22 protein-coding genes are annotated in these 25179 nt (G+C 68.2%); 14 read left to right on the top strand and 8 right to left on the bottom strand.

From position 1 onward, the window contains the following. Positions 1 to 44 precede the first annotated feature (44 nt). Positions 45 to 410 carry an SPW repeat protein gene (locus VAPA_RS18390; RefSeq protein WP_021008268.1) on the bottom strand — a complete coding sequence of 122 codons (366 nt, stop codon included), beginning with the start codon at positions 408 to 410 and terminating at the stop codon, positions 45 to 47. Between the two features lie 107 nt (positions 411 to 517). Continuing rightward, on the bottom strand, positions 518 to 1384 hold the full coding sequence (locus VAPA_RS18385) for a MurR/RpiR family transcriptional regulator (protein WP_021008267.1): 867 nt from the start codon (positions 1382 to 1384) through the stop codon (positions 518 to 520). Between the two features lie 147 nt (positions 1385 to 1531). Here VAPA_RS18385 and VAPA_RS18380 point away from each other — a divergent pair, with 147 nt between their 5' ends. From VAPA_RS18380 to VAPA_RS18365, 4 genes are all read left to right on the top strand, one after another. Further along, a complete protein-coding gene (locus VAPA_RS18380) occupies positions 1532 to 2866 on the top strand; it encodes an aspartate aminotransferase family protein (protein ID WP_021008266.1) in 1335 nt (444 codons plus the stop codon). Positions 2867 to 2928: 62 nt separating this feature from the next. Beyond that, entirely contained in the window at positions 2929 to 3843 is a 915-nt protein-coding gene (locus tag VAPA_RS18375) for a transporter substrate-binding domain-containing protein (RefSeq protein WP_021008265.1), read from the top strand. 13 nt (positions 3844 to 3856) lie between these two features. After that, positions 3857 to 4513, top strand: a complete 657-nt coding sequence (locus VAPA_RS18370; RefSeq protein WP_021008264.1) for an aspartate/glutamate racemase family protein — start codon at positions 3857 to 3859, stop codon at positions 4511 to 4513. Between the two features lie 80 nt (positions 4514 to 4593). Next, on the top strand, positions 4594 to 5418 hold the full coding sequence (locus VAPA_RS18365; RefSeq protein WP_021008263.1) for an undecaprenyl-diphosphate phosphatase: 825 nt from the start codon (positions 4594 to 4596) through the stop codon (positions 5416 to 5418). Positions 5419 to 5434: 16 nt separating this feature from the next. On the opposite strand, the gene VAPA_RS18360 is transcribed toward VAPA_RS18365, so the two are convergent. Then, a complete protein-coding gene (locus tag VAPA_RS18360; protein WP_021008262.1) occupies positions 5435 to 6262 on the bottom strand; it encodes an IclR family transcriptional regulator in 828 nt (275 codons plus the stop codon). 127 nt (positions 6263 to 6389) lie between these two features. Between VAPA_RS18360 and VAPA_RS18355 the strand changes: the two genes are divergently transcribed. Beyond that, positions 6390 to 7358, top strand: coding sequence for a Bug family tripartite tricarboxylate transporter substrate binding protein (locus VAPA_RS18355; RefSeq protein ID WP_021008261.1), 969 nt, complete (start codon positions 6390 to 6392; stop codon positions 7356 to 7358). A gap of 128 nt (positions 7359 to 7486) precedes the next feature. Beyond that, positions 7487 to 9835: a cytochrome P450/oxidoreductase gene (locus tag VAPA_RS18350; RefSeq protein WP_021008260.1), complete on the top strand. Its 2349-nt coding sequence runs from the start codon at positions 7487 to 7489 to the stop codon at positions 9833 to 9835. A 6-nt stretch (positions 9836 to 9841) separates the two neighbouring features. Here VAPA_RS18350 and VAPA_RS18345 read toward each other — a convergent pair whose 3' ends face one another. Both VAPA_RS18345 and VAPA_RS18340 read right to left on the bottom strand, forming a co-directional pair. Next, positions 9842 to 10510 (bottom strand): response regulator transcription factor, encoded by a 669-nt coding sequence (locus VAPA_RS18345; protein WP_021008259.1) that lies wholly within the window; start codon positions 10508 to 10510, stop codon positions 9842 to 9844. Between the two features lie 257 nt (positions 10511 to 10767). After that, on the bottom strand, positions 10768 to 12192 hold the full coding sequence (locus VAPA_RS18340; protein WP_021008258.1) for an aminotransferase-like domain-containing protein: 1425 nt from the start codon (positions 12190 to 12192) through the stop codon (positions 10768 to 10770). 167 nt (positions 12193 to 12359) lie between these two features. Here VAPA_RS18340 and VAPA_RS18335 point away from each other — a divergent pair, with 167 nt between their 5' ends. The 7 genes from VAPA_RS18335 to VAPA_RS18305 are packed head-to-tail and all read left to right on the top strand — an operon-like array spanning position 12360 to position 20072. Beyond that, the gene (locus VAPA_RS18335; RefSeq protein WP_021008257.1) at positions 12360 to 13991 is read left to right on the top strand and encodes an ABC transporter substrate-binding protein; all 1632 of its coding nucleotides are present in this window, start codon (positions 12360 to 12362) and stop codon (positions 13989 to 13991) included. Between the two features lie 12 nt (positions 13992 to 14003). Further along, on the top strand, positions 14004 to 14945 hold the full coding sequence (locus VAPA_RS18330; protein ID WP_021008256.1) for an ABC transporter permease: 942 nt from the start codon (positions 14004 to 14006) through the stop codon (positions 14943 to 14945). Between the two features lie 14 nt (positions 14946 to 14959). Further along, positions 14960 to 15832: an ABC transporter permease gene (locus VAPA_RS18325; protein ID WP_021008255.1), complete on the top strand. Its 873-nt coding sequence runs from the start codon at positions 14960 to 14962 to the stop codon at positions 15830 to 15832. A gap of 13 nt (positions 15833 to 15845) precedes the next feature. Then, on the top strand, positions 15846 to 17483 hold the full coding sequence (locus VAPA_RS18320) for a dipeptide ABC transporter ATP-binding protein (RefSeq protein WP_021008254.1): 1638 nt from the start codon (positions 15846 to 15848) through the stop codon (positions 17481 to 17483). After that, positions 17480 to 18220 (top strand): AzlC family ABC transporter permease, encoded by a 741-nt coding sequence (locus tag VAPA_RS18315; protein ID WP_021008253.1) that lies wholly within the window; start codon positions 17480 to 17482, stop codon positions 18218 to 18220. The genes VAPA_RS18320 and VAPA_RS18315 overlap by 4 nt, the downstream gene beginning before the upstream one ends. Beyond that, positions 18220 to 18564, top strand: a complete 345-nt coding sequence (locus VAPA_RS18310) for an AzlD domain-containing protein (RefSeq protein WP_021008252.1) — start codon at positions 18220 to 18222, stop codon at positions 18562 to 18564. The genes VAPA_RS18315 and VAPA_RS18310 overlap by 1 nt, the downstream gene beginning before the upstream one ends. Positions 18565 to 18599: 35 nt before the next feature. After that, the gene (locus tag VAPA_RS18305) at positions 18600 to 20072 is read left to right on the top strand and encodes an amidase (RefSeq protein ID WP_021008251.1); all 1473 of its coding nucleotides are present in this window, start codon (positions 18600 to 18602) and stop codon (positions 20070 to 20072) included. Between the two features lie 15 nt (positions 20073 to 20087). On the opposite strand, the gene VAPA_RS18300 is transcribed toward VAPA_RS18305, so the two are convergent. The 3 genes from VAPA_RS18300 to mutS are packed head-to-tail and all read right to left on the bottom strand — an operon-like array spanning position 20088 to position 24428. Beyond that, on the bottom strand, positions 20088 to 20894 hold the full coding sequence (locus VAPA_RS18300) for an alpha/beta hydrolase (RefSeq protein WP_021008250.1): 807 nt from the start codon (positions 20892 to 20894) through the stop codon (positions 20088 to 20090). 14 nt (positions 20895 to 20908) lie between these two features. Beyond that, entirely contained in the window at positions 20909 to 21748 is an 840-nt protein-coding gene (locus tag VAPA_RS18295) for a proteasome-type protease (protein ID WP_012748685.1), read from the bottom strand. 28 nt (positions 21749 to 21776) lie between these two features. Continuing rightward, positions 21777 to 24428 carry a DNA mismatch repair protein MutS gene (gene mutS, locus VAPA_RS18290; protein ID WP_196232515.1) on the bottom strand — a complete coding sequence of 884 codons (2652 nt, stop codon included), beginning with the start codon at positions 24426 to 24428 and terminating at the stop codon, positions 21777 to 21779. A gap of 102 nt (positions 24429 to 24530) precedes the next feature. Here mutS and VAPA_RS18285 point away from each other — a divergent pair, with 102 nt between their 5' ends. Then, entirely contained in the window at positions 24531 to 25157 is a 627-nt protein-coding gene (locus tag VAPA_RS18285) for a hypothetical protein (RefSeq protein ID WP_021008248.1), read from the top strand. Positions 25158 to 25179 lie beyond the last annotated feature (22 nt).

Here is a 25179-nt window from a genome sequence, read left to right as displayed (position 1 = left end):
CGTTGCGTGCGGAGCCGCTTTTCACGACGCGATCGCCTGCGCGCTCAATGCGCGTGGCGATCCATGCTCCCGCCCAGGTAGTCCTTGTCGGTGACAAGCACCCACAGGGCGAGTACCAGGATGGCCGCAGCCACGAGCACCGCGTTGACCATCGCCTTCTCGACGGTGGCAAAGCCGAGCACCCAGGGTGACACGGCCAGCCAGATGGCGAGTGCGCCTTCGGTCCACTCTTCCCATGCACGCGGTACCAGGGTCGCCCCCAGCGCCACGGCGCCCAGCAAGACCCCTGTCGCCACTGCGCTCCACATCGCGGCTGTGACGCCCTGGAAGCCCAGGACCCAAGGCGAGATGATCAGCCACGCGCCCAGGGCGACGTTGACCGGATCTTGCCAATGCTTCACTTGCTTCATGGTCATTACCTCCTGTCGCGACACAAAACCGCGACAGTCGTTGGACCGTGCCGTTTCAGCGGGGTTCCGCGATGCGGCACTGCAGCATGCAATAGGACCTGCCGGGCCTAGCTTCCGCGCGCCACCGGCGCCACCAGATAGGCGCCCGACTCGAACAACTGCGCCTCGGCCTGGTCGATGCGCCGGATCACCGGCTTGCCCGCGCGGCTCGCGAGCAGCTCGACCAGTGCTTCGGTCACGGCCACGCCAGCCGCCACTGAAGGAAAGAACGAGGGGCTGTTGATCGTGAAGAGCAGCGTTTCGTCCGCCAGGAGCGACAGCGGCGAGGCCACGCTGTCGGTGATGGCGACGATGCGGCAGCCGGCCGCCCTGGCCGCCTCGGCCACCTGCAGCGCCTCGCGCGAGTAGGGCATGAAGCTGGCCACCACCAGTGCGTCGCCCTTGGCGAAGGCGCGCTGCTGCATCTCGAGCGAGCCGCCCTGGCCGTCGACCAGGTGCACGCTGGCGCGGAAGAGCCGGTACACGTAGACGAAAGAGAACGCGATCGGAAAGCAGGCCCTGAAACCCGCCGCATGCACCGCGGGCGCCTTCTCGATCAGCGCGCAGGCCTTTTGCAGCGCCTGCTCGCTCTGCTGGTGCGTGGCCTCGAGGTTGCGGCGCTGCACCTCGAACATCTCGGCCGTCAGGCTTCGGTCCTGCGCGCGGCCGATGAGCTGCTTGGCTCGCCCGCCGTAGGTTTCGCTGCCCAGGCCCATGTCGCCGGCAAAGGCTTCCTTCAGCTGCGGCCAGCCCGCATAGCCCAGGTGCTGCGCGAAGCGCACCAGCGTGGCGGGCGTGCTCTGCGCGCGCGTGCCCACGTTGCGCATCGACGCGGTCACCACTTCGTTGGGGTGGTCGAGCACATAGCGCGCCACCTGCTGCAGGGCAGGGCTCAGTTCGTTGAAACGCTGGCGGATCTGGTCTCTGGCGCCCATGGCGGTGTCTCTCTTCTGGCGGTCGTTGGAACGAATGTACCGGACATGGAACGACGGAACAGTTGACGGAACAAATGTTCCAAACAATAATCCATCGGAAACGTTAGTTCCAAGCCCGCATCCGCCATTCACCGCCGTCCGACCGCCATGACGCACGTCTTCCACCGCCATCTTCGCCACACCCCGCCCATTGCCGCCGGCTCCGGGGGCATGTTCATCCGCGACGCCGAAGGGCGCGACTACTTGGATGCCTCGGGCGGCGCAGCCGTGTCTTCGCTCGGCCACGCGCACCCCGAGGTGCTGGCCGCCATGCATGCGCAGCTCGACCGGCTGGCGTATGCGCACACCAGTTTCTTCACCAGCGAAGTGGCCGAGCAGCTGGCCGACGAGCTGATTGCTTCCGCGCCCGAGAGCATGAGCCATGTGTACCTGGTGAGCGGCGGCTCCGAGGCGGTGGAGGCGGCGCTCAAGATGGCGCGGCAGTATTTCGTCGAGACCGGCCAGCCGCAGCGCACGCACTTCATCGCGCGCCGCCAGAGCTACCACGGCAACACGCTGGGCGCGCTGGCCGTGGGTGGCAACGCATGGCGGCGCGAGCCATTCGCGCCCATCCTGGTGCCGGCCACCCATGTGGCGCCGTGCTACCCGTACCGCGAGCAGCGTGCCGATGAAAGTGCCGAGCAGTACGGCCTGCGTCTGGCGGCCGAGCTCGAGGCGGCCATCGTCGCGCAGGGCGCCGACCGCGTGATCGCCTTCGTGGCGGAAACGGTGGGCGGTGCCACGGCCGGCGTGCTCACGCCCGTGCCGGGCTACTTCAAGGCGGTGCGCGCGGTGTGCGACAAGTACGGCGTGCTGCTGATCCTCGACGAGGTGATGTGCGGCATGGGCCGCACCGGCTCGCTGCACGCCTGCGAGCAGGAGGGCGTGGTGCCCGACCTGATCACCATTGCCAAGGGCCTGGGCGGCGGCTACCAGCCGATCGGAGCGGTGCTGGCGCAGCGCAGGATCGTCGAGGCCATGTCCAGCGGCAGCGGCTTCTTCCAGCATGGCCACACCTACCTCGGCCATCCGATGGCCTGCGCGGCGGCGCTCGCGGTACAGCAGGTGATCCGGCGCGACGGCCTGGTCGCCAAGGTGCGCGAAGACGGGGCAGCCTTTGGCGCCATGCTGGCCGAGGCGCTCGGCGGTCACGCCCATGTGGGCGACATCCGCGGCCGCGGCTTCTTCTGGGGCATCGAACTGGTGGCCGATCGTGCGAGCAAGGCGCCGTTCGATCCGGCGCTGAAGGTCCATGCGCTGGTCAAGAAGGACGCCATGGCGCGCGGCCTGCTGTGCTACCCCTTCGGCGGCACGGTCGATGGCCGGCAGGGCGACCACGTGCTGCTCGCGCCGCCCTTCATTGCCACGCGGCAGGACCTGCAGGAGATCGCTGCCCGCCTCGCTGCTTCCATCGATGCGGTGACGCGCGCCGCCGCGCGCTGACCGCTTCGTTCCCGATTTTCTTTCGTCTGTTTTCTTCAACCGCCGTTCCGAGGAGCGCTTCCATGCCCAAGCTTCGTCTGCCGATCCCTTTCGGTGCTGCCGCTCTCGCGGTGGCCTTCGCCATCCTGTTGCCGCACGTGGCTGCGCAGGCCCAGGAGAACGACACGCTCGCCAAGATCAAGGCGAGCGGCGCCATCACCTTCGGCTACCGCGAGTCGTCGTTCGGCTTCTCGTACCTCGACGGCAACCTGAAGCCGGTGGGCTACAGCATCGAGATCTGCAACCGCATCGTCGAGGCGGTGAAGACCGAACTCAGGCTGCCGGCCGTCGAGATCAAGTACCAGGCCGTGACCTCGGCCAACCGCATTCCGCTGGTGCAGAACGGCACCGTGGACATCGAGTGCGGCTCCACCACCAACCTGGTCGAGCGCCAGAAGCAGGTGGCGTTCTCGCCCGACATCTTCCGCTACAACGTGCGCATGCTGGTGAAGGCCGATTCGGGCATCAGGAGCATTGCCGACCTGCAGGGAAAGACGGTGGTCACCACCACCGGCACCACCTCGTTCCGCCTGCTGCGCGAGGCCGACAAGGGCCGCAATCTCGAGGTGAACAACCTCGGCGGCAAGGACCACAGCGACTCCTTCCTGCTGGTCGAAAGCGGCCGTGCGCAGGCCTTCGTGCTGGACGACATCCTGCTGGCCGGCCAGATTGCGAATGCGCGTAATCCGAAAGATTTCATCATCACCGGCGAGAGCCTGCGCACCGAGAACCAGTCGCTCATGCTTCGCAAGGACGATCCGGCCTTCAAGGCGCTGGTGGACCGCGTGGTGTCGGGCATGATGAAGTCGGGCGAGATGGAGAAGCTCTACAACAAGTGGTTCATGTCGCCGATTCCGCCGAAGGGCATCAACATCAACTATCCGCTCAACGCCGAGACGAAGGAGGCCTTTGCCAACCCGTCGTCCAAGGGCATCTGACCATTCCTGCCGCATGACCCGCATCGCACTCATCCACGCGCTCTCGCACTCGGTCGCGCCCATCAACGCCGCCTTCGAGCGCGACTGGTCCGAGGCCGTGCGCATGAACCTGCTGGACGACAGCCTCTCGGCCGACCTGGCGCGCGGCGGCCGCGGGCTCGACGCCGCCATGCACGAGCGCTTTCAGCGGCTCGCGCAGTACGCGGTCGACACGGGTGCTGAGGGCATCCTCTTCACCTGCTCGGCCTTCGGGCCGTGCATCGAGGCGGTGGCGCGGCGGCATGCGGGCATTCCGGTGCTCAAGCCCAACGAGGCCATGGTGGCCGAGGCCGTGCAAGGGCAGCCGGGCCGCCTCGGGCTCATCGCCACCTTTGCGGCCACGCTGGTGTCGATGCCGCCGGAGTTTCCGCCCGGCATCGCGCTCGAGCCGGTGCTGGCCGAAGGCGCGCTCGACGCGCTGAACGCCGGCGACACGCAGCGGCACGACGCGTTGATCGCCGCCCAGGCGGTGGCGCTGCGCGAGCGCGGCTGCACGCGCATTGCGCTTGCGCAGTTCAGCATGGCGCGCGCGCGCGCCGCCTGCGAAGCGGCCAGCGGCCTGCCGATTCTCACTACTGTGGACAGTGCGGTGCGGGCCTTGCGGCTGCGCACGGATCAAGCTGCGCGATAAAGCCCGCGGATGCCAGGGGACAGCTGAACCCGGCCTGACTCGATGCCTCGCCATAATTGGTGCTCTTTAAAGGAGTAAGCGTGGACATCGTTTTGCTGGTGAAGGCCGCCGTCATGGGCATCGTCGAGGGGCTGACCGAGTTTCTGCCGATCTCGTCGACAGGGCATCTGATTCTTGCGGGCTCGCTGCTCGGTTTCGACGACGACAAGGCCAAGGTGTTCGACATTGCCATCCAGACCGGTGCGATCTTCGCGGTGATCCTGGTGTATTGGCAGAAGATCCACTCCACCGTGGTGGCGCTGCCGAGGCAGCCCAAGGCGAGACGCCTGGCCATCAACGTGGTGCTCGGATTCATCCCCGCCGTGGTGCTGGGGCTGGTGTTCGGCAAGATGATCAAGGCGCACCTCTTCACTCCCGTCGTCGTGGCAAGCACCTTCATCATCGGCGGCTTCATCATCCTGTGGGCCGAGAAGCGGCCGCCGGGCTCGGTGCGCATCGAGCATGTCGACGACATGACGATGTGGGACGCCCTCAAGGTCGGCCTGGTGCAGTGCTTCGCGATGATCCCGGGCACCAGCCGCAGCGGCTCGACCATCATCGGCGGCATGCTGCTCGGCCTGTCGCGCCAGGCGGCCACCGACTTTTCGTTCTTCCTGGCCATTCCGACGCTGATCGGCGCCGGTGCCTACAGCCTCTACAAGGAGCGCGCGCTGCTGTCGGTGGCCGACATTCCGCTGTTCTCCGTGGGGCTCGTGTTTTCCTTCATCAGTGCCTGGCTCTGCGTGCGCTGGCTGCTGAAGTACATCAGCACCCACGATTTCATTCCGTTCGCCTGGTACCGCATCGCCTTCGGCATCGTGGTGCTGGCCACGGCGTGGACCGGCACGGTGGTCTGGGCGGAGTGAGCATGATGGGCGGCGCTCAGGCGCCGCGCCCATCCCCGTGGCCCAGGATGGCACTGGCGGCACGGGCTTCCTGCCGCACCGCGGTGGCGATCGGGCCGTCGATCGCCGGGTCGAAGCCGCCTGTGGCGCCCAGCGCGGTCAGCACCGCGCACACCCGGCCCGCATAGTCGTAGACCGGCGCCGCCACGGCGCTGATGCCGCGCAGGTAGGTGTCCTTCACGCTCGCGCAGCGTGCCTCCTGCACCTCGCGCCGCAGCTGGCCGATGGGGTCCTTCGCGTCCAGCGTGGCCCGCATGTCTTCCGGTGATACGGCCAGTTCCTGCTCGGCCAGCGCCAGCACCCGCGACTCGTCGAGCAGGCCCAGGAACGCCCGTCCGGTGGCCGACCAGAGCATCGACATCACCGAGCCGGCGCGCACGTTCACCGTGACCGGCAGGCCCGGCTCCTCGAAGCGCACGATGGTCGGCCCCTTGTTGCCCATGACCGCGACGAAGCAGGTCACTTCCAGCGACTCGCGCAGCCGGATCAGGCTGGGCTCGGCCGCGCGGATCGGGTCGGCCTGGCGCATGGCGGCCAGGCCGATCTGGATGGCCTCCGTGCCCAGGTAGTAGTGCTGCGAGACGGCGTCCTGCAGCACCAGACCTTCCTCCATCAGGCTGGCGAGATAGCGGTGCACCTTGGCCGGACTCTCGGCGACGTGGGCCGAGAGGGCCGTGAGGCTGCTGCGGCCGCCCAGGTGGGCCAGGCCCTTGAGCACCGCCATGCCGGTTTCAGCCGATTGCACGCGCTGGCGACGTTCGCGGATGGCGGTGGGAATGGGGGAGGGCTCCGGAGCTTTGGTCATGTCGGCTTCATGTTAGGTGCTTGGGCTGGGTGCCGCGGCGCAGCGCGAGCCAAGGGTTAACCCGCAAATAGAGATTACGCAATGCGTATGATACTTACGCAATACGAAATCAATGCCGGAGACATCCATGAAAAACCGCCTTGCTCGGTGCCTTGCCGTTCTTTCCCTCGCTGCCGCGGCAAGCGCCAGTGCCCAGACCTTTCCCGCCAAGCCGATCCGCTGGCTCGTTCCGTACGCGGCGGGCGGCGGCTCCGACTTCCTGGCGCGCACGGTGGCGCAGACGCTCTCCACCCAGGTGGGGCAGCCGGTGCTGGTGGACAACAAGCCCGGCGGCAACACCGCGCTGGCCGCGGCCGAGACGGCGCGCGCGCCGGCCGACGGCTACACCGTGCTGTCGGCCGACAACGGCACGCTGGTGTTCAACCCGGCGCTCTACAAGTCGCTGTCGTACAGCCCGGCCAAGGACCTGGCACCCGTCACGCTGATGGGCAAGTTCCCGATGATCCTGGTGGTCGGCGCCAATTCCGGCATGGCCACGGCCAGGGATTTCATCGCCAGGGCCAAAGCCAAGCCGGGCGACGTGAGCTATGCCTCGGCCGGCGCGGGCAGCCCGCACCACCTGGCGATGGAACTGCTCAAGGTGGAGGCGGGCCTCTTCATGGTCCACGTGCCGTACCGCGGCGCGGCACCGGCGCTGGCCGACGTGGTGGGCGGACAGCTGCCGGCCATGATGGTCGACCTGGCGGCCGGCGCGGGCTTCATCAAGGGCGGCAAGGTCCGCGCGCTGGCGGTGGCCAACCCGACGCGCCTGCCGCAGCTGCCCGACGTGCCCACCTTCGCCGAGCTCGGCTACAAGAACGTCGAAGCCGCCGCGCTGGTCGGTGTGGTGGTGCCCTCGGCCACGCCGCCGGAGGTGGTGAACACGCTCAACCGCCAGCTCGTGGCCGCGATCAACGAACCCTCGGTGCGCACGCGCATGACCGACTTTGGCGTGGAGCCCGTGGGCAGCACGCCCGCGCAGTACGCCGCGCTGCTGAAGAGCGAGACAACCCGCTGGCACAAGCTGATCCGCGACCTGAAGATCACGCTGGATTGAGGACGCCCCCCGAAGCGCCTTCGGCGCCACCCCCCACTGGGGGGCGCACCCGGCGGCCCGGCGGAGCCGGTTCCGCGGGTACGCTGGGCTGGCGCATGTCGTTTTTAGAGATTGAAGGAAGCATCACCATGTCCGACACCGCCATTCCCCCGCACGCCTCCGGCTGTCCCGTCGCGCACGGGCCGCTGTCTTCCGAGCGCACGCCCACCGGCTGTCCCGTGAGCGAGCGCGCCGCGGGCTTCGATCCTTTCGAGGACGGCTACCAGCAGGACCCGCCCGAGTACGTGCGCTGGGCGCGCGAGAAGGAGCCGATCTTCTTCAGCCCGAAGCTCGGCTACTGGGTGATCACGCGCTACGACGACATCAAGGCGGTGTTCCGCGACAACATCACCTTCAGTCCTTCCAACGCCCTCGAGAAGATCACGGCCACCGGCGACGAGGCCAACGCCGTGCTCGCGTCCTATGGCTTCGCGCTGAACCGCACGCTGGTGAACGAGGACGAGCCCGCCCACATGCCGCGCCGCCGCGTGCTGATGGACCCGTTCACGCCCGAGGCGCTCAAGCACCACGAGCCGATGGTGCGCGAACTGGCGCGCAGTTATGTCGACCGCTTCATCGACGACGGCAAGGCCGACCTCGTCGACCAGATGCTGTGGGAAATTCCGCTGACCGTGGCGCTGCACTTCCTTGGCGTGCCCGAGGAAGACATGGACACGCTGCGCAAGTATTCGATTGCGCACACCGTCAACACCTGGGGCCGGCCGAAGCCCGAGGAGCAGGTGGCCGTGGCGCATGCAGTCGGCAATTTCTGGCAGTACGCAGGCAAGGTGCTCGAGAAGATGCGCCAGGACCCCGACGCGCCCGGCTGGATGCAGTACGGCATCCGCAAGCAGAAGCTGCATCCCGAGGTGGTGACCGATTCGTACCTGCACTCGATGATGATGGCCGGCATCGTGGCCGCGCACGAGACCACCGCCAACGCCACCGCCAACGCGATGAAGCTGCTGCTGCAGCATCCGCAGGTGTGGCGCGAGCTCTGCGAAGACCCGGGCCTCATTCCCAACGCGGTGGAAGAGTGCCTGCGGCACAACGGCTCGGTGGCCGCGTGGCGGCGCCTTGTCACCAGGGATACGCAGGTGGGCGGCGTGGACCTGCCGGCCGGCTCGCGGCTCTTGATCGTCACCTCGTCGGCCAACCATGACGAAGCGCATTTTTCCGATGCCGACCTGTTCGACATCCGCCGCGACAACGCCAGCGATCACCTGACCTTCGGCTACGGCTCACACCAGTGCATGGGCAAGAACCTGGCGCGCATGGAGATGCAGATCTTCCTCGAGGAGTTCACCCGGCGGCTGCCGCACATGCGGCTCTCGCAGCAGCGCTTCAGCTACGTGCCGAACACCTCGTTTCGCGGGCCCGAGCACCTGTGGGTCGAATGGGATCCTGCGGCCAATCCGGAACGCAGTAGTCCCAAGCTGCGCGATGTTCAGGTGCCGGTGCGCATCGGCGAGCCCTCACGGCACGCGATCGCGCGGCCCGTGGTGGTGGAGCGCGTGACGCCGGTGGCCGAGGGCATCGTGAAGCTGCGCCTGGTGTCGCCCGACGGCAAGCCGCTGCCGCGCTGGACCGCGGGCTCGCACATCGACGTGGAATGCGGCACGCCCGAACTGTCGCGCCAGTACTCGCTGTGCGGCGACCCCGACGAGGCCGGCGTGCTGGAGATCGCGGTGTTGCACGAGCCCGAGGGCCGTGGCGGTTCGGCCTGGGTGCATGCGCAGGTGAAGGCCGGCGACCGGCTGCGCATCCGCGGGCCGCGCAACCACTTCCGGCTCGACGAGTCGCTCCCGAAGGCGATCTTCGTTGCGGGCGGCATCGGCATCACGCCCGTGAGCGCCATGGCCCGCCGCGCGAAGGCGCTGGGCATGGATTACGAGCTGCACTACAGCGGCCGCAGCCGCAGGCGCATGGCCTTTCTCGACGAGCTCGCGGCGCTGCACGGCGAGCGGCTGCACGTCTATGCGCGCGACGAAGGCCGGCGCTGCGATCTGCCCGCGCTGCTCGCCGAACCGGTGGCTGGTGCGCAAGTCTATGCCTGCGGTCCGCTGCGCATGCTCGAGGCGCTCGAAGGCTGCTGCGCCGCCTGGCCCGAGGGTGCGTTGCGCGTCGAGCATTTCGAATCGACGCTCGCCACGCTCGATCCGGCCAGGGAGCATGCGTTCGAAGTCGAGCTGAAGGACTCCGGCCTGGTCGTCATCGTTCCTCCGGAGCAGACCCTGCTGTCCGCCTTGCGCGCCGCGAACGTCGACGTGCAGAGCGATTGCGAGGAGGGCCTCTGCGGTTCGTGCGAAGTGCGGGTGCTGTCCGGCCGGGTGGACCATCGCGACGTGGTGCTGACCCGCTCGGAACGCGAGGCCAACAACAAGATGATGGCCTGCTGTTCGCGCGCCTGCGAAAGCCGCCTGGTGCTCGAGCTCTAGCGTTCGTCAGCGCAGCAGCTCATGCCCGCCGGCCATGTGCGAGGCCTCGCCGCGCGAGCCGAGCGCGAGCTTTCTGTAGATGCCCTTGATGCGGCATTCCACCGCCAGCCGGGGCATGGCAAGCGCTTCGGCGATGTCGCGGTGGCCGAGGCCCTGTACCACGAGTTCGAGCGTCTTGCGTTCCTGCGGCGTCAGCGCCGCGTCGGAAACAGTCCCTGAATCGGCCGCGTGCCCCGCATGCCACGCGAGCACACGCCGTGCAATGGCCGGATCGACCGTTGCGCCGCCCTGCTCGATGCTGCGCAGGCCGATGCTGAGTTCGAGGTCGTCGCGCTCCTTCAGGAGATAGGCCACCGCGCCTGCACGAAGCGCCGAAAAAATGGACTCTTCGCTGCGGGACGAAGAAATGGCCACGGCCGGCACCTGCGGGTGGTGCGCCTGCAGCCACTCGATGAGTTCGATGCCGCTGTCGCCGGGCAGGCCGATGTCCACCAGCACGACGCCGAAGCTCGGCCTGTCGAGCAATTGCATGGCCGCCTCGCCATCGCCTGTCCAGGTGATTTGCGGCTCGTCGCATCCGAGGGTCGACAGGATGTAGCGCAAACGTTCCTGCATCGCCGTGTCGTTTTCGACCACGAGCGCCGGGCTCAGGGAGACGGCTTCCGAGGAGAACATTTGGGCGGCATTCTGGGGCTGTGGCCGGAATATTGGGACGTTTCGACTTATTTTGTACGAATGTTGCCGCAATTCACACTTATGTCCCTCGGTTTGCCCATGCCTTGGGCAGGGCCTTGCGCAGCTGGCTCGGCCCGGGCGCGCGCTGAGCTTCAGTTCGGCGCCGGCGCGTCACCGCCACATCCACCCGGTGGCTCGCGCTGTGCTTGCCTCTCGCCCTCCAAGGCTGGCAAAAAAAGAGCCGGTAGGCCGGGGGCTCAGCCCTTCGGGCGCAGCCTGCGCGCCTCCTGCGCCAGGAAGCGGTAGAGCTTCGGATCGTCGGCATAGCCCACGTTGAAGCGCAGCCAGGGCGTGGGCCGCAGGTCGGTGCGGAACAGGTCGCCCGGCGCGAGCAGGAAGCTCTCGGAGATGGCACGCTGCGCCAGCGCGCGCATGTCGACGTCATCGCGCTCGAAACGCGCCCACAGAAAAGGCCCGCCCGCGGGCCGCGTGAAGAGCTGCATGCCGGCGGCCTCCAGCCGGTCGCACACGGTGGCCTGCGCCGCCTGCAGCCGCTCGGCCAGGCGAGACAGATGCGCCCGGTAGCGGCCTTCCACCAGCACGCCGTGCAGCAGCCGCTCGGTGAGCTCCGACGTGGTCAGGCTGTTGACCATCTTCTGCAGGATGATCTTCTCGGCGAACTCCTCGTTGCAGGCCACGAAACCCACGCGCAGGCTGGGCGACACCGTCTTGGAAAAGCTGCCGACATGGATCACGCGCTGCAGCCGGTCGAGGCTCGCGAGCGAAGTGACGCCGGGCGGCTCGAGTCCGGCCATGGCGTCGTTGTCGACGATGCGGAAGTCGAGCTGCTCGGCCAGCCGCAACATCTGGTAGGCCACGGCCGGCGTGCACTGGCTGCCGGTGGGGTTGTGCAGGTTGGTGGTGGTGAAAAAGGCCTTGGCGCCATGGCGCTGCGCCAGCGCCTGCAGCGCCGCGAGGTCGGGACCGTTCACCGTGCGCTCCACGCCGATCAGCTTCAGGTCCATCGAGCGCAGCATCGCGAACAGGTTGGTCGACCCCGGCTCGTCCACCAGCACCACGTCGCGCGGCTGCAGCAGGCAGCGCGCCACCAGGTTCAGCGCCTGCGAGGCGCCGTGCGTCAGCACGATCTGGTGCGGCGCGGTCTCGATGCCCTTTTGCGCGAGCAGCGTCTGGATCTGCTGACGCAGCGGCAGGTAGCCGTAGGGCGTGCCGTAGTTCGCGAGCCCGGCGGCCTTGCGCGACAGCGCGGCCAGCGCGCGCCGCACGCCGTCTATATGCAGCATTTCGGGCGGAATCCAGCCGCAGCCCGCGTTGAGCAGGGTGCGGTCGTCTTCGTACACGTGCTTCAGCAGCCAGAGCGAGTCGACCGAGGTGCGCCCCAGGAAGGGCTTGCGCCGCGTGGCGGCGCGCTCCACCTCGGCGACGTAGTAGCCGCTGGCGCGCCGCGCCTCCACATGGCCCTCGGCGACCAGGCGCTGGTAGGCGTTGGTCACGGTCATGGTGCTCACCTCACAATCCTTGGCGAGTGCGCGCACCGAGGGCAGCTTGTCGCCGGGCTTCATCGCGCTCGATGCGATCTGCGCCAGCAGGGCGTCGTAGAGCTGGCGAACCAGGGGCATGGGCAGCGAAGGGTCGAGGGCGATCACGGCAAAGGCATGCACGGTTTGTGGGCGCAGAAAGCCCCAACAGGGGGACGGACGGCGACTGTTCTACTACAGAAGAATTCAACTGTATATATGCATTTTTCCTGCCGCCTGACCCAATGGAGCCCTCGCCGCCGCATGCCATCCGGGTGCCGGCACCGCGTTCCGTCACTTCAGGAAATTACATGCAACCGCAGTTCTTCTCGCACTCGCCCGCCCAGTCGGCCGGCTCCTTGTCGCGCCGCCTTGCCCGATGGGGCGCCGCCGCACTGCTGGCCGGCGCGGCCGCCGGAACCTTCGCTCCCGCGATGGCGCAGACCACCACCCTCAAGATCATTCCGAGCAGCAACATCACGGTGCTCGACCCGATCTGGACCACGGCCTATGTGACGCGCAACTTCGGCTACATGGTGTACGACACGCTCTTTGCCACCGACCTCGAAGGCCGCATCAAGCCGCAGATGGTCGACAAGTGGAAGGTGTCGCCCGACAACAAGACCTGGACCTTCACGCTGCGCGAGGGCCTGGAGTTCCACGACGGCAAGCCCGTCACCAGCGAGGACGTGGTGGCCTCCATCAAGCGCTGGGCCAGCCGCGACACCTTCGGCGCGCAGCTTTCCAAGGTGACCGAGCGCTACGAGACGCCCGACGCCAGGACCTTCTCCATCGTGCTGAAGGAGCCCTTCGGCCTGGTGCTCGAAGCGCTGGGCAAGCCTTCATCGAACGTGCCCTTCATCATGCCCAAGCGCGTGGCCGACACCTCGGGCGACACGCAGATCAAGGAGTCGATCGGCTCCGGCCCCTACGTCTTCAAGGCCGACGAGTTCCGCCCCGGCGAACGCGTGGTGTTCACGAAGAACACGCGCTACAAGCCGCGCGCCGAGGCACCCTCGGGCACGGCCGGCGGCAAGAACGTGTACGTGGACCGCGTCGAGTGGCTCATCATCCGCGACGCGCAGACGCAGATGAATGCGCTGCTCAACGGCGAGGCCGACATCCTGGAGCAACCCGCCTTCGAGCAGTACGCCACGCTGCGCACCAACCCCGACATCCAACTGGTCGACGCCCAGCCCGCGGGCAACCAGTTCATCCTGCGCTTCAACTTCCTGCAGCCGCCGTTCAACAACGAGAAGGTGCGCCGCGCCGCGCTGGTGGCGCTGGGGCAGGAAGCCTTCCTGCGCACGCAGGTCGGCACGCCCGGCCTCACGCGCTATTGCAAGAGCATGTTTCCCTGCGGCACGCTGTTCGAATCGGAGCAGACCGGCGACTACACCGGCGTCGCCAATCCGCAGAAGGCCAAGGCGCTGCTGCAGGAAGCCGGCTACAAGGGCGAGCCCGTGGTGCTGATGCGCCCGACCGACAACCCGACCATCGGCAAGCTGCCGATGGTGGCCAAGCAGCAACTGGAGCAGGCCGGCTTCAAGGTCGACATGCAGTCGATGGACTGGTCCACGCTGGTGGCGCGCCGTGCCAAGAAGGATGCGCCCTCGGCCGGTGGCTGGAGCGCGTTCATGACCTCGTGGACCGCGTCGGACATCCTCAACCCGATCACCATGGCCATGATGAACGCCACCGGCGACAAGGGTTGGTTCGGCTGGCAGACCGACGCGAAGCTGGAAGAAATCAAGGTTCAGTTCGCCCAGGCCAAGACCGACACCGAGAAGAAGAAGCTCGCGCAGGCCGCCCAGCTGCGCGCCTTCGAGACGGCCACGCACGTGCCCGTCGGCCAGTACAACCAGCCCGCCGCGGTGCGCAAGAACGTGAGCGGCCTGGTGCCGGCCGGTGCGCAGGTGTACTGGAACATCAAGAAGCAATAAGAGCGTCCGCCCATGCTGACCTTCCTCGGCAAACGCCTGCTCGCCACCATCCCCGTGCTGCTGGTCGTGGCGATCGCGATCTTCATGATCGTGCGCCTCACGCCCGGCGATCCCGCGGCCGTCATCGGCGGCAACAGCGCCACCAACGAAGACCTGGACCGCATCCGCGTGCAGCTCGGCCTCACCCGGCCGCTGTGGGAGCAGTTCGCGATCTGGGGCAAGGGCGTGCTGCACGGCGACCTGGGCTTCTCGTTCTTCCTGAACAAGCCGGTGCTGGAGCTCATCGGCCAGCGCATGGAGCCCACGCTCTCGCTTGCCGGCGGCACGCTGCTGCTGGCGGTGGCCATCGCGCTGCCCTTGGGCACGCTGGCCGCATGGCGCATGGGCGGCTGGCTCGACAAGGCCGTGATGGCCTTCTCGGTGGCCGGCTTTTCGGTGCCGGTGTTCGTGGTCGGCTATGTGCTGATCTACCTGCTCGCGATGAAGCTGCAGTGGTTTCCGGTGCAAGGCTACCGGCGCATTTCCGACGGCGTGGGGCCGTGGCTGAACCAGCTGGTGCTGCCGTGCCTCACACTCGCCATCACCTACGTGGCACTGCTCTCGCGGGTGACGCGTGCGGCGGTGAGCGAGGCGCTCACCGAGGACTTCATCCGAACCGCGCGCGCCAAGGGCATCACCGAGCTGGAAGTGCTCAAGCACCACGCGCTGCGCAATGCGGCCGTGCCGGTGGTCACGGTGATCGGTGTCAGCGCCGCACTGTTGCTGGGCGGCGTGGTCGTCACCGAGACGGTGTTCGCCATTCCGGGCCTGGGCCAGCTCACGGTCGATGCGGTGCTGAACCGCGACTTTCCGGTGCTGCAGGGCGTGGTGCTGTTCTTCGCCGTGGTCTACGTCGCGGTCAACCTGCTGGTCGACGTGAGCTATCTCTTCCTCGACCCCCGGATTCGCTACTGATTCCGCTACCGATCATGAGCACCCTCGAAAGACTCTGGCGCCACAGCGCCGTGCGCGGCGGCGTCGTCGTGCTGGCCGCGCTGGCGCTGATGGGCGTCCTCGCGCCCTGGCTCGGCACCTTCGATCCGTCCGCGATGGACCCAAGCTTCATCTCGGTTGGCGCGGGTACTGTGGGCCAGGTGACCATGCCCGACGGCGCACAGTTCGCCCACACCTTCTGGATGGGCAGCGACAGCGTCGGGCGCGACGTGTGGAGCCGCGTGCTCTACGGCACCCGCATCTCGATGACGGTGGGCCTGTTCACTGCGTTCGTCGCCATCGCCTTCGGCTGCCTGCTGGGCATGCTGGCGGGCTATTTCCGCGCGGTCGACGCCGTGCTGATGCGCGTGATGGACGGCGTGATGGCCATTCCCGCCGTGCTGCTCGCGATCACGCTGGTGGCGGTGCTCGGCGCGAGCCTGCCCACGGTGATCCTGGCCATCGCGGTGCCCGAGGTGCCGCGCGTCACGCGGCTGGTGCGGGCATTGGTGATGAGCCTGCGCGACGAGCCCTTCGTGGAAGCGGCCCGCGCGCTTGCCACCGCCGACGCCACCATCCTTTGGCGCGACATCCTGCCCAACGCGCTCGCACCGCTGATCGTGCAGGGCACCTTCATCGCGGCCTCGGCCGTGCTGACCGAGGCCATCCTGAGCTTCCTCGGCCTGGGCCTGCCGTCGGACGTGCCGACCTGGGGAAACATCATGGCCGAGGGGCGCGTGCAGTTCTCGCAAAGCCCCGGCAACGTGCTGTTCCCGGCGCTCTTCCTGGTGCCCACGGTGCTCGCGATCAACATGCTCGGCGACGGGCTGCGCGACGTGCTCGACCCCAAGTTTTCCAAACGCGTCTGAGGCGCCGAATTCCATGACCGATTCCAATCGAAGCGCCGCGATCCTCGAGGTGCGCGGCCTGCAGGTCGCGCTGCCTTCCGACGCCGACCGCCCGCATGCCATCGAAGGGCTGGACCTGCGCATCGAGGCCGGACGCACGCTGTGCATCGTGGGCGAATCCGGCTCCGGCAAGTCCGTGCTGGCCACGACCGTGATGGGGCTGCTGGCCAAGGGGCTGACGCTCAAGGCAGGCCAGGTGATCCTGTCCGGCGAAACGCTGGTCGAGCAGGGCCGCTTCGTCTCCGACAAGCGGCTGCGCCAGTTGCGCGGCACCGGCATGGGCATGGTGTTCCAGGAGCCGATGACCGCGCTGAACCCGGTGCTCACCTGCGGCGAGCAGGTCGACGAGCTGCTGCGTACGCACACCACCTGGAGCGCGGCCGAGCGCAAGGCGCATATCATCTCGATCTTCGAGCGCGTGCGGCTGCCCGAGCCGGCGCGCATCCATGCGAGCTACCCGCACCAGCTCTCGGGCGGGCAGCGCCAGCGCATCGTGATCGCGATGGCCATCATCCTGAAACCGCGCCTGCTGATCTGCGACGAGCCGACCACCGCGCTGGACGTGACCACGCAGGCCGAGATACTGAAGCTCATCGCCGAGCTGCAGGCAGAGCAGGGCAGCGCGGTGCTCTTCATCACGCACGACATGGGCGTGGTCGCCGAGATCGCCGACGACGTGATGGTGATGCACCGCGGCGCGCTGATCGAGCAAGGCCCCTGCGAACAGGTGCTGCGCAGCCCGCGTGAGGCCTACACGCGCATGCTGCTCGACGCCGTCCCGGGCATGACGCCGCCGCCCGCGCGTTCGCTGCCGGGCGGCAAGCCGCTGCTCAGCGGCACGGGTGTCGGCAAGGTCTACACGCGGCGCGACTGGATGGGGCGTGCAAAGCACAACACCGCGCTGCAGGACGCGAGCGTGTCGGTGCACCGCGGCGAGACGGTCGGCGTGGTGGGCGAGTCGGGCTCGGGCAAGTCGACCTTCGCGCGCTGCATGATCCGGCTGATTGCGCCCAGCGCGGGCAGCATCCTGTGGGGCGATGCCGAAGTGCGCGACCTGCCCGAAGGCCGCCTGCGGCCGCTGCGCTCGCGCGTGCAGGTGGTGTTCCAGGACCCGAACCGCTCGCTCAACCCGCGGCGCACCGTGGGCTCGTCGATGGTCGAGGGCGCGATGAACTTCGGCCTGAGCAAGCTGCATGCACGCCAGACTGCCGAGGAGCTGATGGACCGCATCCAGCTGCCGCGCACCGCACTGGAGCGCTATCCGCACCAGTTCTCCGGCGGCCAGCGGCAGCGCCTCGCGATTGCGCGCGCCATCGCGTGCCAACCGCAGGTGCTGGTGGCCGACGAGGCCGTGTCGGCGCTCGACGTCTCGGTGCAGGCGCAGATCCTCGACCTGCTGCGCGAGATCCAGCGCGACCTGGGGTTGGGCATCCTGTTCATCACGCACGACCTGCGCGTGGCCGCACAGCTGTGCGACCGCGTCATCGTGATGAGCCAGGGCCGCATCGTCGAGCAGGGGCCCACGGGGCAGGTGTTCAGCGCCCCGGCCAACGACTACACGCGGCGGCTGCTGGCGGCCGCGCCGCGCGCGGAACTGGCGAGCCGGCAGTGAGCGTGCGCAGTACCTGGCGCGCATCGATCGACGATCCGGCGTGGCGAGCCGCGTTCGCGCAGGGGCGGCGCGACATCGCCGGCGCCGCGCTCGGCACCATGGCCATGGGGCTCGTGGCCGGCGTGGCAATGGCCAAGAGCGGGGTCGGGCTGGGCGTGATCCTGGCCATGTCGCTGCTGGTGTTCGCCAGCGCCTCGCAGCTGGCCTGCCTGCCGCTGATTGCGGCCGGCGCGCCGCTGTGGGTGATCGTGGCGACCGCGTGCGTGCTGAACCTGCGATTCGTGGTGTTCAGCGCGAACTGGCGGCGCTACTTCGGCGGGCACCGCCGGCTGTCGCGCGTGCTGCTGTCGTACCTGGCGGGCGACCCGGTGTATGCGCAGTTCGTGCATCGGCATCCGCAGCCGTCGGCCACGGGGCGCGCCACGGCGCAGCAGCAGGGCTATTTTCTCGGCCTGGCACTGACCAACTGGGCGGCGTGGCACGTTGCGTCGCTGGCGGGCATCTTCCTGGCCGATGCCATTCCCGCGGCCTGGGGCCTGCGCTTCATCGGCGCGCTCGCCTTGCTGGCGCTCGCGCTGCCCATGCTCACCGACCGCGCCGTGCGCTGCTCGGCGCTGGCCGCGGGCGGCGTGGCGCTGGCAACGGCGTCGCTGCCGATGGGGCTCAACGTGGTCGCGGCCATTGCCACGGCCTTCGTGGCCGGCACCTGGGCCGACCGGCGGTGGAGCGCGCGTTGATGCACCTGGGGCATGAGGCGTACGTGTGGCTGGCGGTAGGCGCGCTGGTGGTGGTGACGGTGCTCACGCGCAGCTTCTTCCTGCTGCCCGACAGCGAACCGAAACTGCCGGGCTGGCTGTGGCGCGGACTGCGCCATGCACCTGTGGCAGCGCTGCTGGCGATGGTGGTGCCCGATGTCTTCCTGAGCAACGGGCGCCTGCTGGCCGACTGGCATGATGCGCGGCTCTTTGCAGTGGGCGCCGCATTGGCCTACTACCTTGTCCGGCGAAACGATGTCGCCGGGACGATCCTGGTCGGCACGGGTACCTTGATGTTGCTGCGGCTGGGCTTCGGCTGGCCGTGACTCGAATACTTTTGAAGCGAAATGGAGAACATGAGATGACGCTGGCAATGAGCTGGGACGAATGGGCCGCACACGACGGCATCGGTTTGGCCGAACGCGTGCGCAAGGGCGACGTGACGGCGGCGGAGCTGGCCGCGCAGGCCGCGGCCGGCATCGCGAAGGTCAACCCACGGCTGGACGCGGTGGTCGAGGTTTTCGACGACGTGGTGGCCGATCCGCTGAAGGACGGCATGAATCCCGAGGGCGTGTTCGCGGGCCTGCCCTACCTGATGAAGGATCTCGGGCCGACGCTGAAGGGCCGGCTGCAGGAGTTCGGCTCGATGATGATGCAGGGCCATCGTCCGGCGGCCGACAGCTTCCTGACCGGCAAGCTGCGGCAGGCGGGCCTGAACATCGTGGGCCGCAGCACCACGCCGGAGTTCGGCGTGTGCAGTTCGGCGGAGAACGCGCTCTACACCACGCGCAACCCGTGGGACCTCGAGTACACGACCTGTGGCTCCTCGGCCGGCACGGCGGCGGCGGTCGCGGCCGGCGTGCTGCCGCTGTCGCACGCCACCGACGGCGGCGGCTCCATCCGCATTCCGGCGGGCGTGAACGGCAACATCGGCCTGAAGGTGTCGCGCGGCGTGTTCTCGCTGGCGCCGGGCCTGTCGGACCTGTCCGGCCTCGTCTCGATCCAGGGCTGCCACAGTCGTACCGTGCGCGACACGGCCGCCTTCGTCGATCGCTGCCGCGGCGGTGCGCCCGGCGAGTTCATGCCCTTCTGGTCGCCGGCCGAGCCCTACAGCGAACTCATCCGGCGCGACCCGGGCCGCCTGCGCATCGCGCTGTCGCACGAGTGGGGCGACTTCCGCGCGACGCCGCATTTCGTGGCCGAGCTTGAGAAGGCGGGCAAGTTTCTCGAAGGGCTGGGCCATCACGTCGAGTGGGCCCTGCCGGAGGTGGACTTCCAGACGGCCTTCGACGCGCAGACCACCTGCTACATCAGCAACTTCGCGCAGGTCATCGACGGCCACCTGCACCGCCTGGGGCTGGAGCGCCCGCCGGCCGAGCTGCTGGAGCCGATCAACATCAAGATCTGGGAAGCCGGGCTGCACACCTCGTACACCGAGCGCTCGAAGATGCAGGCGGTGTTCAACACCACCTCGCGCGCCTTCGGCAATTTCTTCGAGCAGTGGGACATCATCCTGACGCCGGTCACCGCGCTGCCCACGCCCAGGGTGGGCACCAGCGAGTACCTCACGACCAGCACGAATCCTTCGGTCCAGGACTGGTTCGCCAACCTCTGGAAGAACTTCGCCTACACGCCGCTGGCCAACCTGTGCGGCATGCCGGGCATCTCGCTGCCGATGGCTGCGCAGGGAAACGGCCTGCCGCTGGGCATCCAGGCACAGGCTGCCCAGGCGAACGACGGGCTGCTGCTGCAACTGGCGGCGCAGATCGAGCGGGCGCTTGGGGGCCAATGGAATTCGGGCAAGCGGCCCGGGGTGCACGTCACTCAGGGGTGACGGCGCAGCGGCCGCTCAGAGCAGGTTGCGCAGCGCGGCCTCGACGGCCGCGGCCGTTGCCAGCGGCTTTTCCATCGGAAACAGGTGCGTGCCGTCGAGCATGGCGATGCGCCCCTTGGTGACCTGCTCGGTCATCGCCATGCCCACCTGCCTCATCTCCACCGACTGGCGCCCGCCGATGAATGCGACCTTGCACTTGAGCGGATGGCGTCGCAGCAGGGCACCGAGGTTGTGGGGCAGGGTGTTGTAGATGGCCGTTTCCACGTCGCGGTCGAAGCTCAGCTCGCGCGTGTCGTCGCGGTCGCTGGTGCCGTGGTCGATGTAGTCGTGCAGCACCTGCTCGTCCCACTTGGCAAAGGCCTTCTTGCTGCGGAAATGCTCGAACACCGCCTCGCGGTGCTCCCAGCTGTTGCGGCGTTTCCGGCTGATGGCGCCGGGCGAAATGCTCTTCATGAGCGGCGTGCGCTTGACGACGTTGAGCGTGTTCGCGCGCCAGCCGCTGAGGATCGGCGAGTCGAGCAGCACCACGCCGCAAGCGAGCGCCGGATGCAGCGCCGCGCACATCAGGCTCAGGATTCCGCCAAGCGAATGGCCGACCAGAAACACCGGCCTGCCGGCCCGGTCGGCATGCTGCTGCGCGAAGTCGGCCAACTGCTGCACCAGGTGCGGCCAGTTGTCGGTGACGGGGTACTTCGGGTCGTGCCCGAATTTCTCGATGGCGGCGACCTCGAAGCCGCGGTTGCGCAAGCTGTCGAGGACGACGCGGTAGGTGCTCGCAGGGAAGCTGTTGCCGTGCGAGAACACGACGGGAGGCATCGGCATGGCCGCGGTGGGCTTCAGATCAGCTTTTCGTCCGGCGTCGAGATCTTGCGCAGCGGGCTGTGCCGCGTGGCCGGCATCTTCAGCGGATGCTCGGTGGCGGAGTCGTCCCACACCGGGTCCTCGATGCTGTCGAACACCTCGCGCAGCTTCTGGCCCCAGCTGTTGTGCATCATGCGGTAGTAGGGGTTGTCGGCGTCGATGCAGATCACGCGGTCGGTCTCGAGCTTGTTGGCTTCGTACACCACCAGGTCGAGCGGCAGGCCCACCGAGAGGTTCGACTTCATGGTCGAGTCCATCGACACCAGCGCGCACTTGGCGGCTTCGTCGAGCGGGGTCTCGGGCGTGAGCACGCGGTCGAGCACCGGCTTGCCGTATTTCGATTCACCCACCTGGAAGTAGGGCGTCTCGGTGGTGGCCTCGATGAAGTTGCCGGCCGCATAGACCAGGAACAGGCGCATGCCTTCGCCCTTGACCTGCCCGCCGAAGATGAAGGAGACGTTGAAGTCCAGCCCCGCATGCTTGAGCGCCTCGGCGTCGCGGTCGTACACGTGGCGCACGGCCGAGCCGAGCACGCGCGCAGCATCGAACATGCTCTTGGCGTTCCAGATGGTGATGGGGTCGCCCTGGGAGCCGTCTTCGCGGGTCTCGCGCAGTTCCTCGATCTGCAGGATCTCGCGCACCGACTGCGAAATGCTCAGGTTGCCCGAGGACAGCAGCACCATGACGCGGTCGCCCGGCTGCTCGTAGACGATCATCTTGCGGAAGGTGCTGATGTGGTCCACGCCCGCATTGGTGCGCGAGTCGGAAAGAAACACCAGGCCGGCGTTGAGTTTGATGCCTACGCAATAAGTCATGAGTTCGTCTCGCATGAATCAGGCCCGCTCAGGCGGCACTGCGTTCACGCGTGTTCAGTTTTTGTAAGGCATAGAGCGCGTCGAGCGCCTCCCGTGGCGTCATCGCATCGGGGTCGAGCGCGGCCAGAGCGGATTCTACGGCGCTGGCCATGGGCGTTTCGGCCGCCGGGGGCGGGGCGAACAGGTCGACCTGCGCGCGTGTCTGGGCGTGCTGCGACTCCAGCGCCTCGAGCGCCTGCCGCGCATGGTTGACCACCGCCGCGGGCATGCCCGCGAGCCGCGCCACCTGGATGCCGTAGCTCTTGCTGGCCGGGCCGGGCTGCATTTCGTGCAGGAACACGATGTCGCGGCCCGCTTCGGTGGCGCTCACGTGCATGTTCACGGCGCCGTGGTGCGTGGCCGGGAATTCGGTCAGCTCGAAGTAGTGGGTGGCAAACAGCGTGAAGGCCTTGCTGCGGTCGTGCAACTGGGCCGCGATGCCCGCGGCCAGCGCCAGGCCGTCGAAGGTGCTGGTGCCGCGGCCGATTTCGTCCATCAGCACCAGCGACTGGGCGGTGGCGCTGTGCAGGATCTGCGCGGCCTCGGTCATCTCGAGCATGAAGGTCGACTGCGCGTTGGCCAGGTCGTCCGCGGCGCCGATGCGGGTGTGGATCGCGTCGATGGGCCCGAGCCGGCAGGCGGCCGCGGGCACGTGCGAGCCGATGGAGGCCAGCAGCACGATGATCGCCACCTGCCGCATGTAGGTCGATTTACCGCCCATGTTGGGGCCGGTGATCACCTGCATGCGCTGCTGGGGCCCGAGCTGCGTGTCGTTGGCGATGAAGCCACCCGACGATTTTTCGGCCAGCCGCGCCTCCACCACCGGATGGCGGCCCTGCTGGATCTCGATGCAGGGGTGCGACACGAAGCTCGGCGCGCGCCAGTGCAGCGTATGCGAGCGCTCGGCCAGCGCGCACAGCGCGTCGAGCGTGGCAATGGCGCCGGCCAGCTGCGTGAGCGCGGGCACCGAGGGCTGCAGCGCATCGAGCAATTGCTCGTAGAGCCACTTCTCGCGAGCCAGCGCGCGGTCCTGCGCGCTCAGTGCCTTGTCCTCGAAGGCCTTGAGTTCGGGCGTGATGAAGCGCTCGGCATTCTTCAGCGTCTGGCGGCGGCGGTAGTTGTCGGGCACCTTCGAGAGCGCGCTTTGCGTCACCTCGATGTAGAAGCCGTGCACGCGGTTGAACTGCACGCGCAGGTTGGAAATGCCGGTGCGCTCGCGCTCGCTGACTTCGAGCTTCAGCAGGAAGTCGTCGCAGTTCTCGCTGATGGCGCGCAGCTCGTCGAGCTCGGCGTCGTGGCCGATGGCGATCACGCCGCCGTCGCGCACCAGTGCCGACGGGTCGGGCTTGATCGCGCTCGCCAGCAGGTCGGCGCAGCCCGGCGGCGGCGCGAGCCGCTCGATGATGCGGCCCAGCAGCTCGCCGGACGCCGGAAGCGCCGGCGCCAGCTGCTCGGCCTTCGCGAGCGCGAGGCGCAGCGCCAGCAGTTCGCGCGGGCGCACCTGCCTGAGCGCGATGCGCGCCGCAATGCGTTCCACGTCGCTGGTGTTCTTGAGCTGCTCGCGCAGGGTGCGCCAGGGCGCAGCCGTGCCGCCCAGCACCGTGGACTGGAGCGCGGCAATGGCTTCGAGCCGGGCCTGCGCCTCGCTGCGGTCGCGCCGCGGCGAGAGCAGCCAGCGCTTCACGAGGCGGCTGCCCATGCCCGTCATGCAGGTGTCGAGCAGCGAGAACATCGTGGGCGAGTCTTCGCCGCGCAATGTCTGCACGAGTTCGAGATTGCGCCGCGTGGTGGGCGGCAGTTCGATCAGGTCGCCGTCGCGCTCCACCGAAAGGCGCTGCACGTGCGAGAGTGCGCGGCCCTGCGTGTGCTCGGCATAGCCCAGCAGCGCGGCGGCGGCGGCATGCGCGTTGGTGAGCGATTCGGCGTTCCAGGCGGCAAGGCTGTTGCTGCCCATCTGCTCGCTGAGCTTGCGCTCGCCCAGGCCGCCGTCGAACTGCCACGCGGGCCGGATCGAGAGCGTGAAAGGCGTGGCCGAACGCGCGGCCTTCAGGCGCTGCTCGAAGGCCGGCGTTACCTCGGCGCTGTAGAGCAGTTCGCTCGGCGCGATGCGTGCGATCCAGGCTTCGAGTGCGTCGGCCGGGCATTCGGCCAACCGCAGTTCCGCGCCGGTCACGCTGAGCCACGCCAGGCCGCAGAAATTGCGCGTGCCCGCATGCACCGCGAGCAGCAGCGATTCGCTCTTGTCGTTGAGCAGTTCCGAATCGGTCAGCGTGCCGGGCGTGACCACCCGCACCACCTTGCGTTCGACCGGCCCCTTGCTGGCACCGACTTCACCCACCTGCTCGCAGATGGCCACCGATTCGCCCAGCTTGATGAGCCGCGCGAGGTAGGTATCGACCGCATGGAAGGGCACCCCGCACATCACCACCGGCTGGCCGGCCGACTGGCCGCGCTGGGTGAGCGTGATGTCGAGCAGGCGGGCGGCCTTTTCGGCGTCGGCCCAGAACAGCTCGTAGAAATCGCCCATCCGGTAGAACAGCAGGGTGTCCGGATGGTTCGCCTTGAGGCCCAGGTACTGCGCCATCATGGGCGTGTGCCCGGAGAGGTCGCTGGTCGAGGGGGAGGTTTGCGCAGTCGTCATTTTCACTCGGACGATTATCGGGGACGGCGGCCGGCTCGGCCGGCGCTCACCCGCCGCTCTAAAATCCCCCGGCGCGAACCCCGCGTGAAGAACAAGGCGCCCATGGCCCACCCGGATGAATTCAAAGGCCCTGAAGCGGACGCGCTGCCCGACACCGCCACCTTGCCCGCCGAGCTCGCCGCGCTGTACCTCTGCATGTCGCCTGCCCAACTTGCGGACCTGCGCAAATCGAAACGGCCCGATGGGCGAGCAGGCAACGGCCCGCCCATCGTCAAGCCCGTGGAAAGCGGCGCAGCAGCCGGGCCGAAAGACCCGGTGCTCTACAAGCTCGGCGCCTTGCGCGACTTTGCGAAGTCGCACACCGCCCCGACTGCCTTCGACACCGCGTTGAACTCCGGGCTGCCGGGCTGGGTGTCCGCCAAGCTGCCTTTCTTCGCCGAGCGCGAACCCCGCGTCAAGCGCGGCCGGCGCGTGCTCATCGGCGGCGCCTGGGACCGGGCGGATCCCCTGCGGGAGAAGCGCTTCAACGACTTGGCGAAGGGGCGCATCCGCTTCACATCGCTGACATGCGCCGAAGCCGCCGCGAGCCTGTGGGCAGACGTTGCAAGCCACCGCGCATTCGCTGAAAAGGGCCTCGCCCTGCTCAGGGGCGTGACGCAGGCCATCGAGGCCGCGCTGGCCGACACCGGCCTGCTGGCCGCGGCTTCGGATCCGGATGCGGTGGCCTGACCCACCTCCTGCAAGATCGAAC

Source organism: Variovorax paradoxus B4, assembly GCF_000463015.1.
Classification (GTDB): domain Bacteria; phylum Pseudomonadota; class Gammaproteobacteria; order Burkholderiales; family Burkholderiaceae_C; genus Variovorax; species Variovorax paradoxus_E.
Note: the sequence above shows the minus strand (reverse complement) of the source record. Positions and strands in the feature narration are given on the sequence as shown.

Bases quoted from the DNA above. Each gene is read 5' to 3' on its own strand.
- VAPA_RS18310 (WP_021008252.1), top strand. From the start codon at position 18,220: ATGCACCTGGGGCATGAGGCGTACGTGTGGCTGGCGGTAGGCGCGCTG.
- VAPA_RS18295 (WP_012748685.1), bottom strand. From the start codon at position 21,748: ATGACTTATTGCGTAGGCATCAAACTCAACGCCGGCCTGGTGTTTCTT.
- VAPA_RS18320 (WP_021008254.1), top strand. From the start codon at position 15,846: ATGACCGATTCCAATCGAAGCGCCGCGATCCTCGAGGTGCGCGGCCTG.
- VAPA_RS18325 (WP_021008255.1), top strand. From the start codon at position 14,960: ATGAGCACCCTCGAAAGACTCTGGCGCCACAGCGCCGTGCGCGGCGGC.
- VAPA_RS18285 (WP_021008248.1), top strand. From the start codon at position 24,531: ATGGCCCACCCGGATGAATTCAAAGGCCCTGAAGCGGACGCGCTGCCC.
- VAPA_RS18300 (WP_021008250.1), bottom strand. From the start codon at position 20,894: ATGCCGATGCCTCCCGTCGTGTTCTCGCACGGCAACAGCTTCCCTGCG.
- VAPA_RS18330 (WP_021008256.1), top strand. From the start codon at position 14,004: ATGCTGACCTTCCTCGGCAAACGCCTGCTCGCCACCATCCCCGTGCTG.
- mutS (WP_196232515.1), bottom strand. From the start codon at position 24,428: ATGACGACTGCGCAAACCTCCCCCTCGACCAGCGACCTCTCCGGGCAC.
- VAPA_RS18360 (WP_021008262.1), bottom strand. From the start codon at position 6,262: ATGACCAAAGCTCCGGAGCCCTCCCCCATTCCCACCGCCATCCGCGAA.
- VAPA_RS18380 (WP_021008266.1), top strand. From the start codon at position 1,532: ATGACGCACGTCTTCCACCGCCATCTTCGCCACACCCCGCCCATTGCC.
- VAPA_RS18335 (WP_021008257.1), top strand. From the start codon at position 12,360: ATGCAACCGCAGTTCTTCTCGCACTCGCCCGCCCAGTCGGCCGGCTCC.
- VAPA_RS18345 (WP_021008259.1), bottom strand. From the start codon at position 10,510: ATGTTCTCCTCGGAAGCCGTCTCCCTGAGCCCGGCGCTCGTGGTCGAA.
- VAPA_RS18350 (WP_021008260.1), top strand. From the start codon at position 7,487: ATGTCCGACACCGCCATTCCCCCGCACGCCTCCGGCTGTCCCGTCGCG.
- VAPA_RS18390 (WP_021008268.1), bottom strand. From the start codon at position 410: ATGAAGCAAGTGAAGCATTGGCAAGATCCGGTCAACGTCGCCCTGGGC.
- VAPA_RS18370 (WP_021008264.1), top strand. From the start codon at position 3,857: ATGACCCGCATCGCACTCATCCACGCGCTCTCGCACTCGGTCGCGCCC.
- VAPA_RS18385 (WP_021008267.1), bottom strand. From the start codon at position 1,384: ATGGGCGCCAGAGACCAGATCCGCCAGCGTTTCAACGAACTGAGCCCT.
- VAPA_RS18355 (WP_021008261.1), top strand. From the start codon at position 6,390: ATGAAAAACCGCCTTGCTCGGTGCCTTGCCGTTCTTTCCCTCGCTGCC.
- VAPA_RS18305 (WP_021008251.1), top strand. From the start codon at position 18,600: ATGACGCTGGCAATGAGCTGGGACGAATGGGCCGCACACGACGGCATC.
- VAPA_RS18375 (WP_021008265.1), top strand. From the start codon at position 2,929: ATGCCCAAGCTTCGTCTGCCGATCCCTTTCGGTGCTGCCGCTCTCGCG.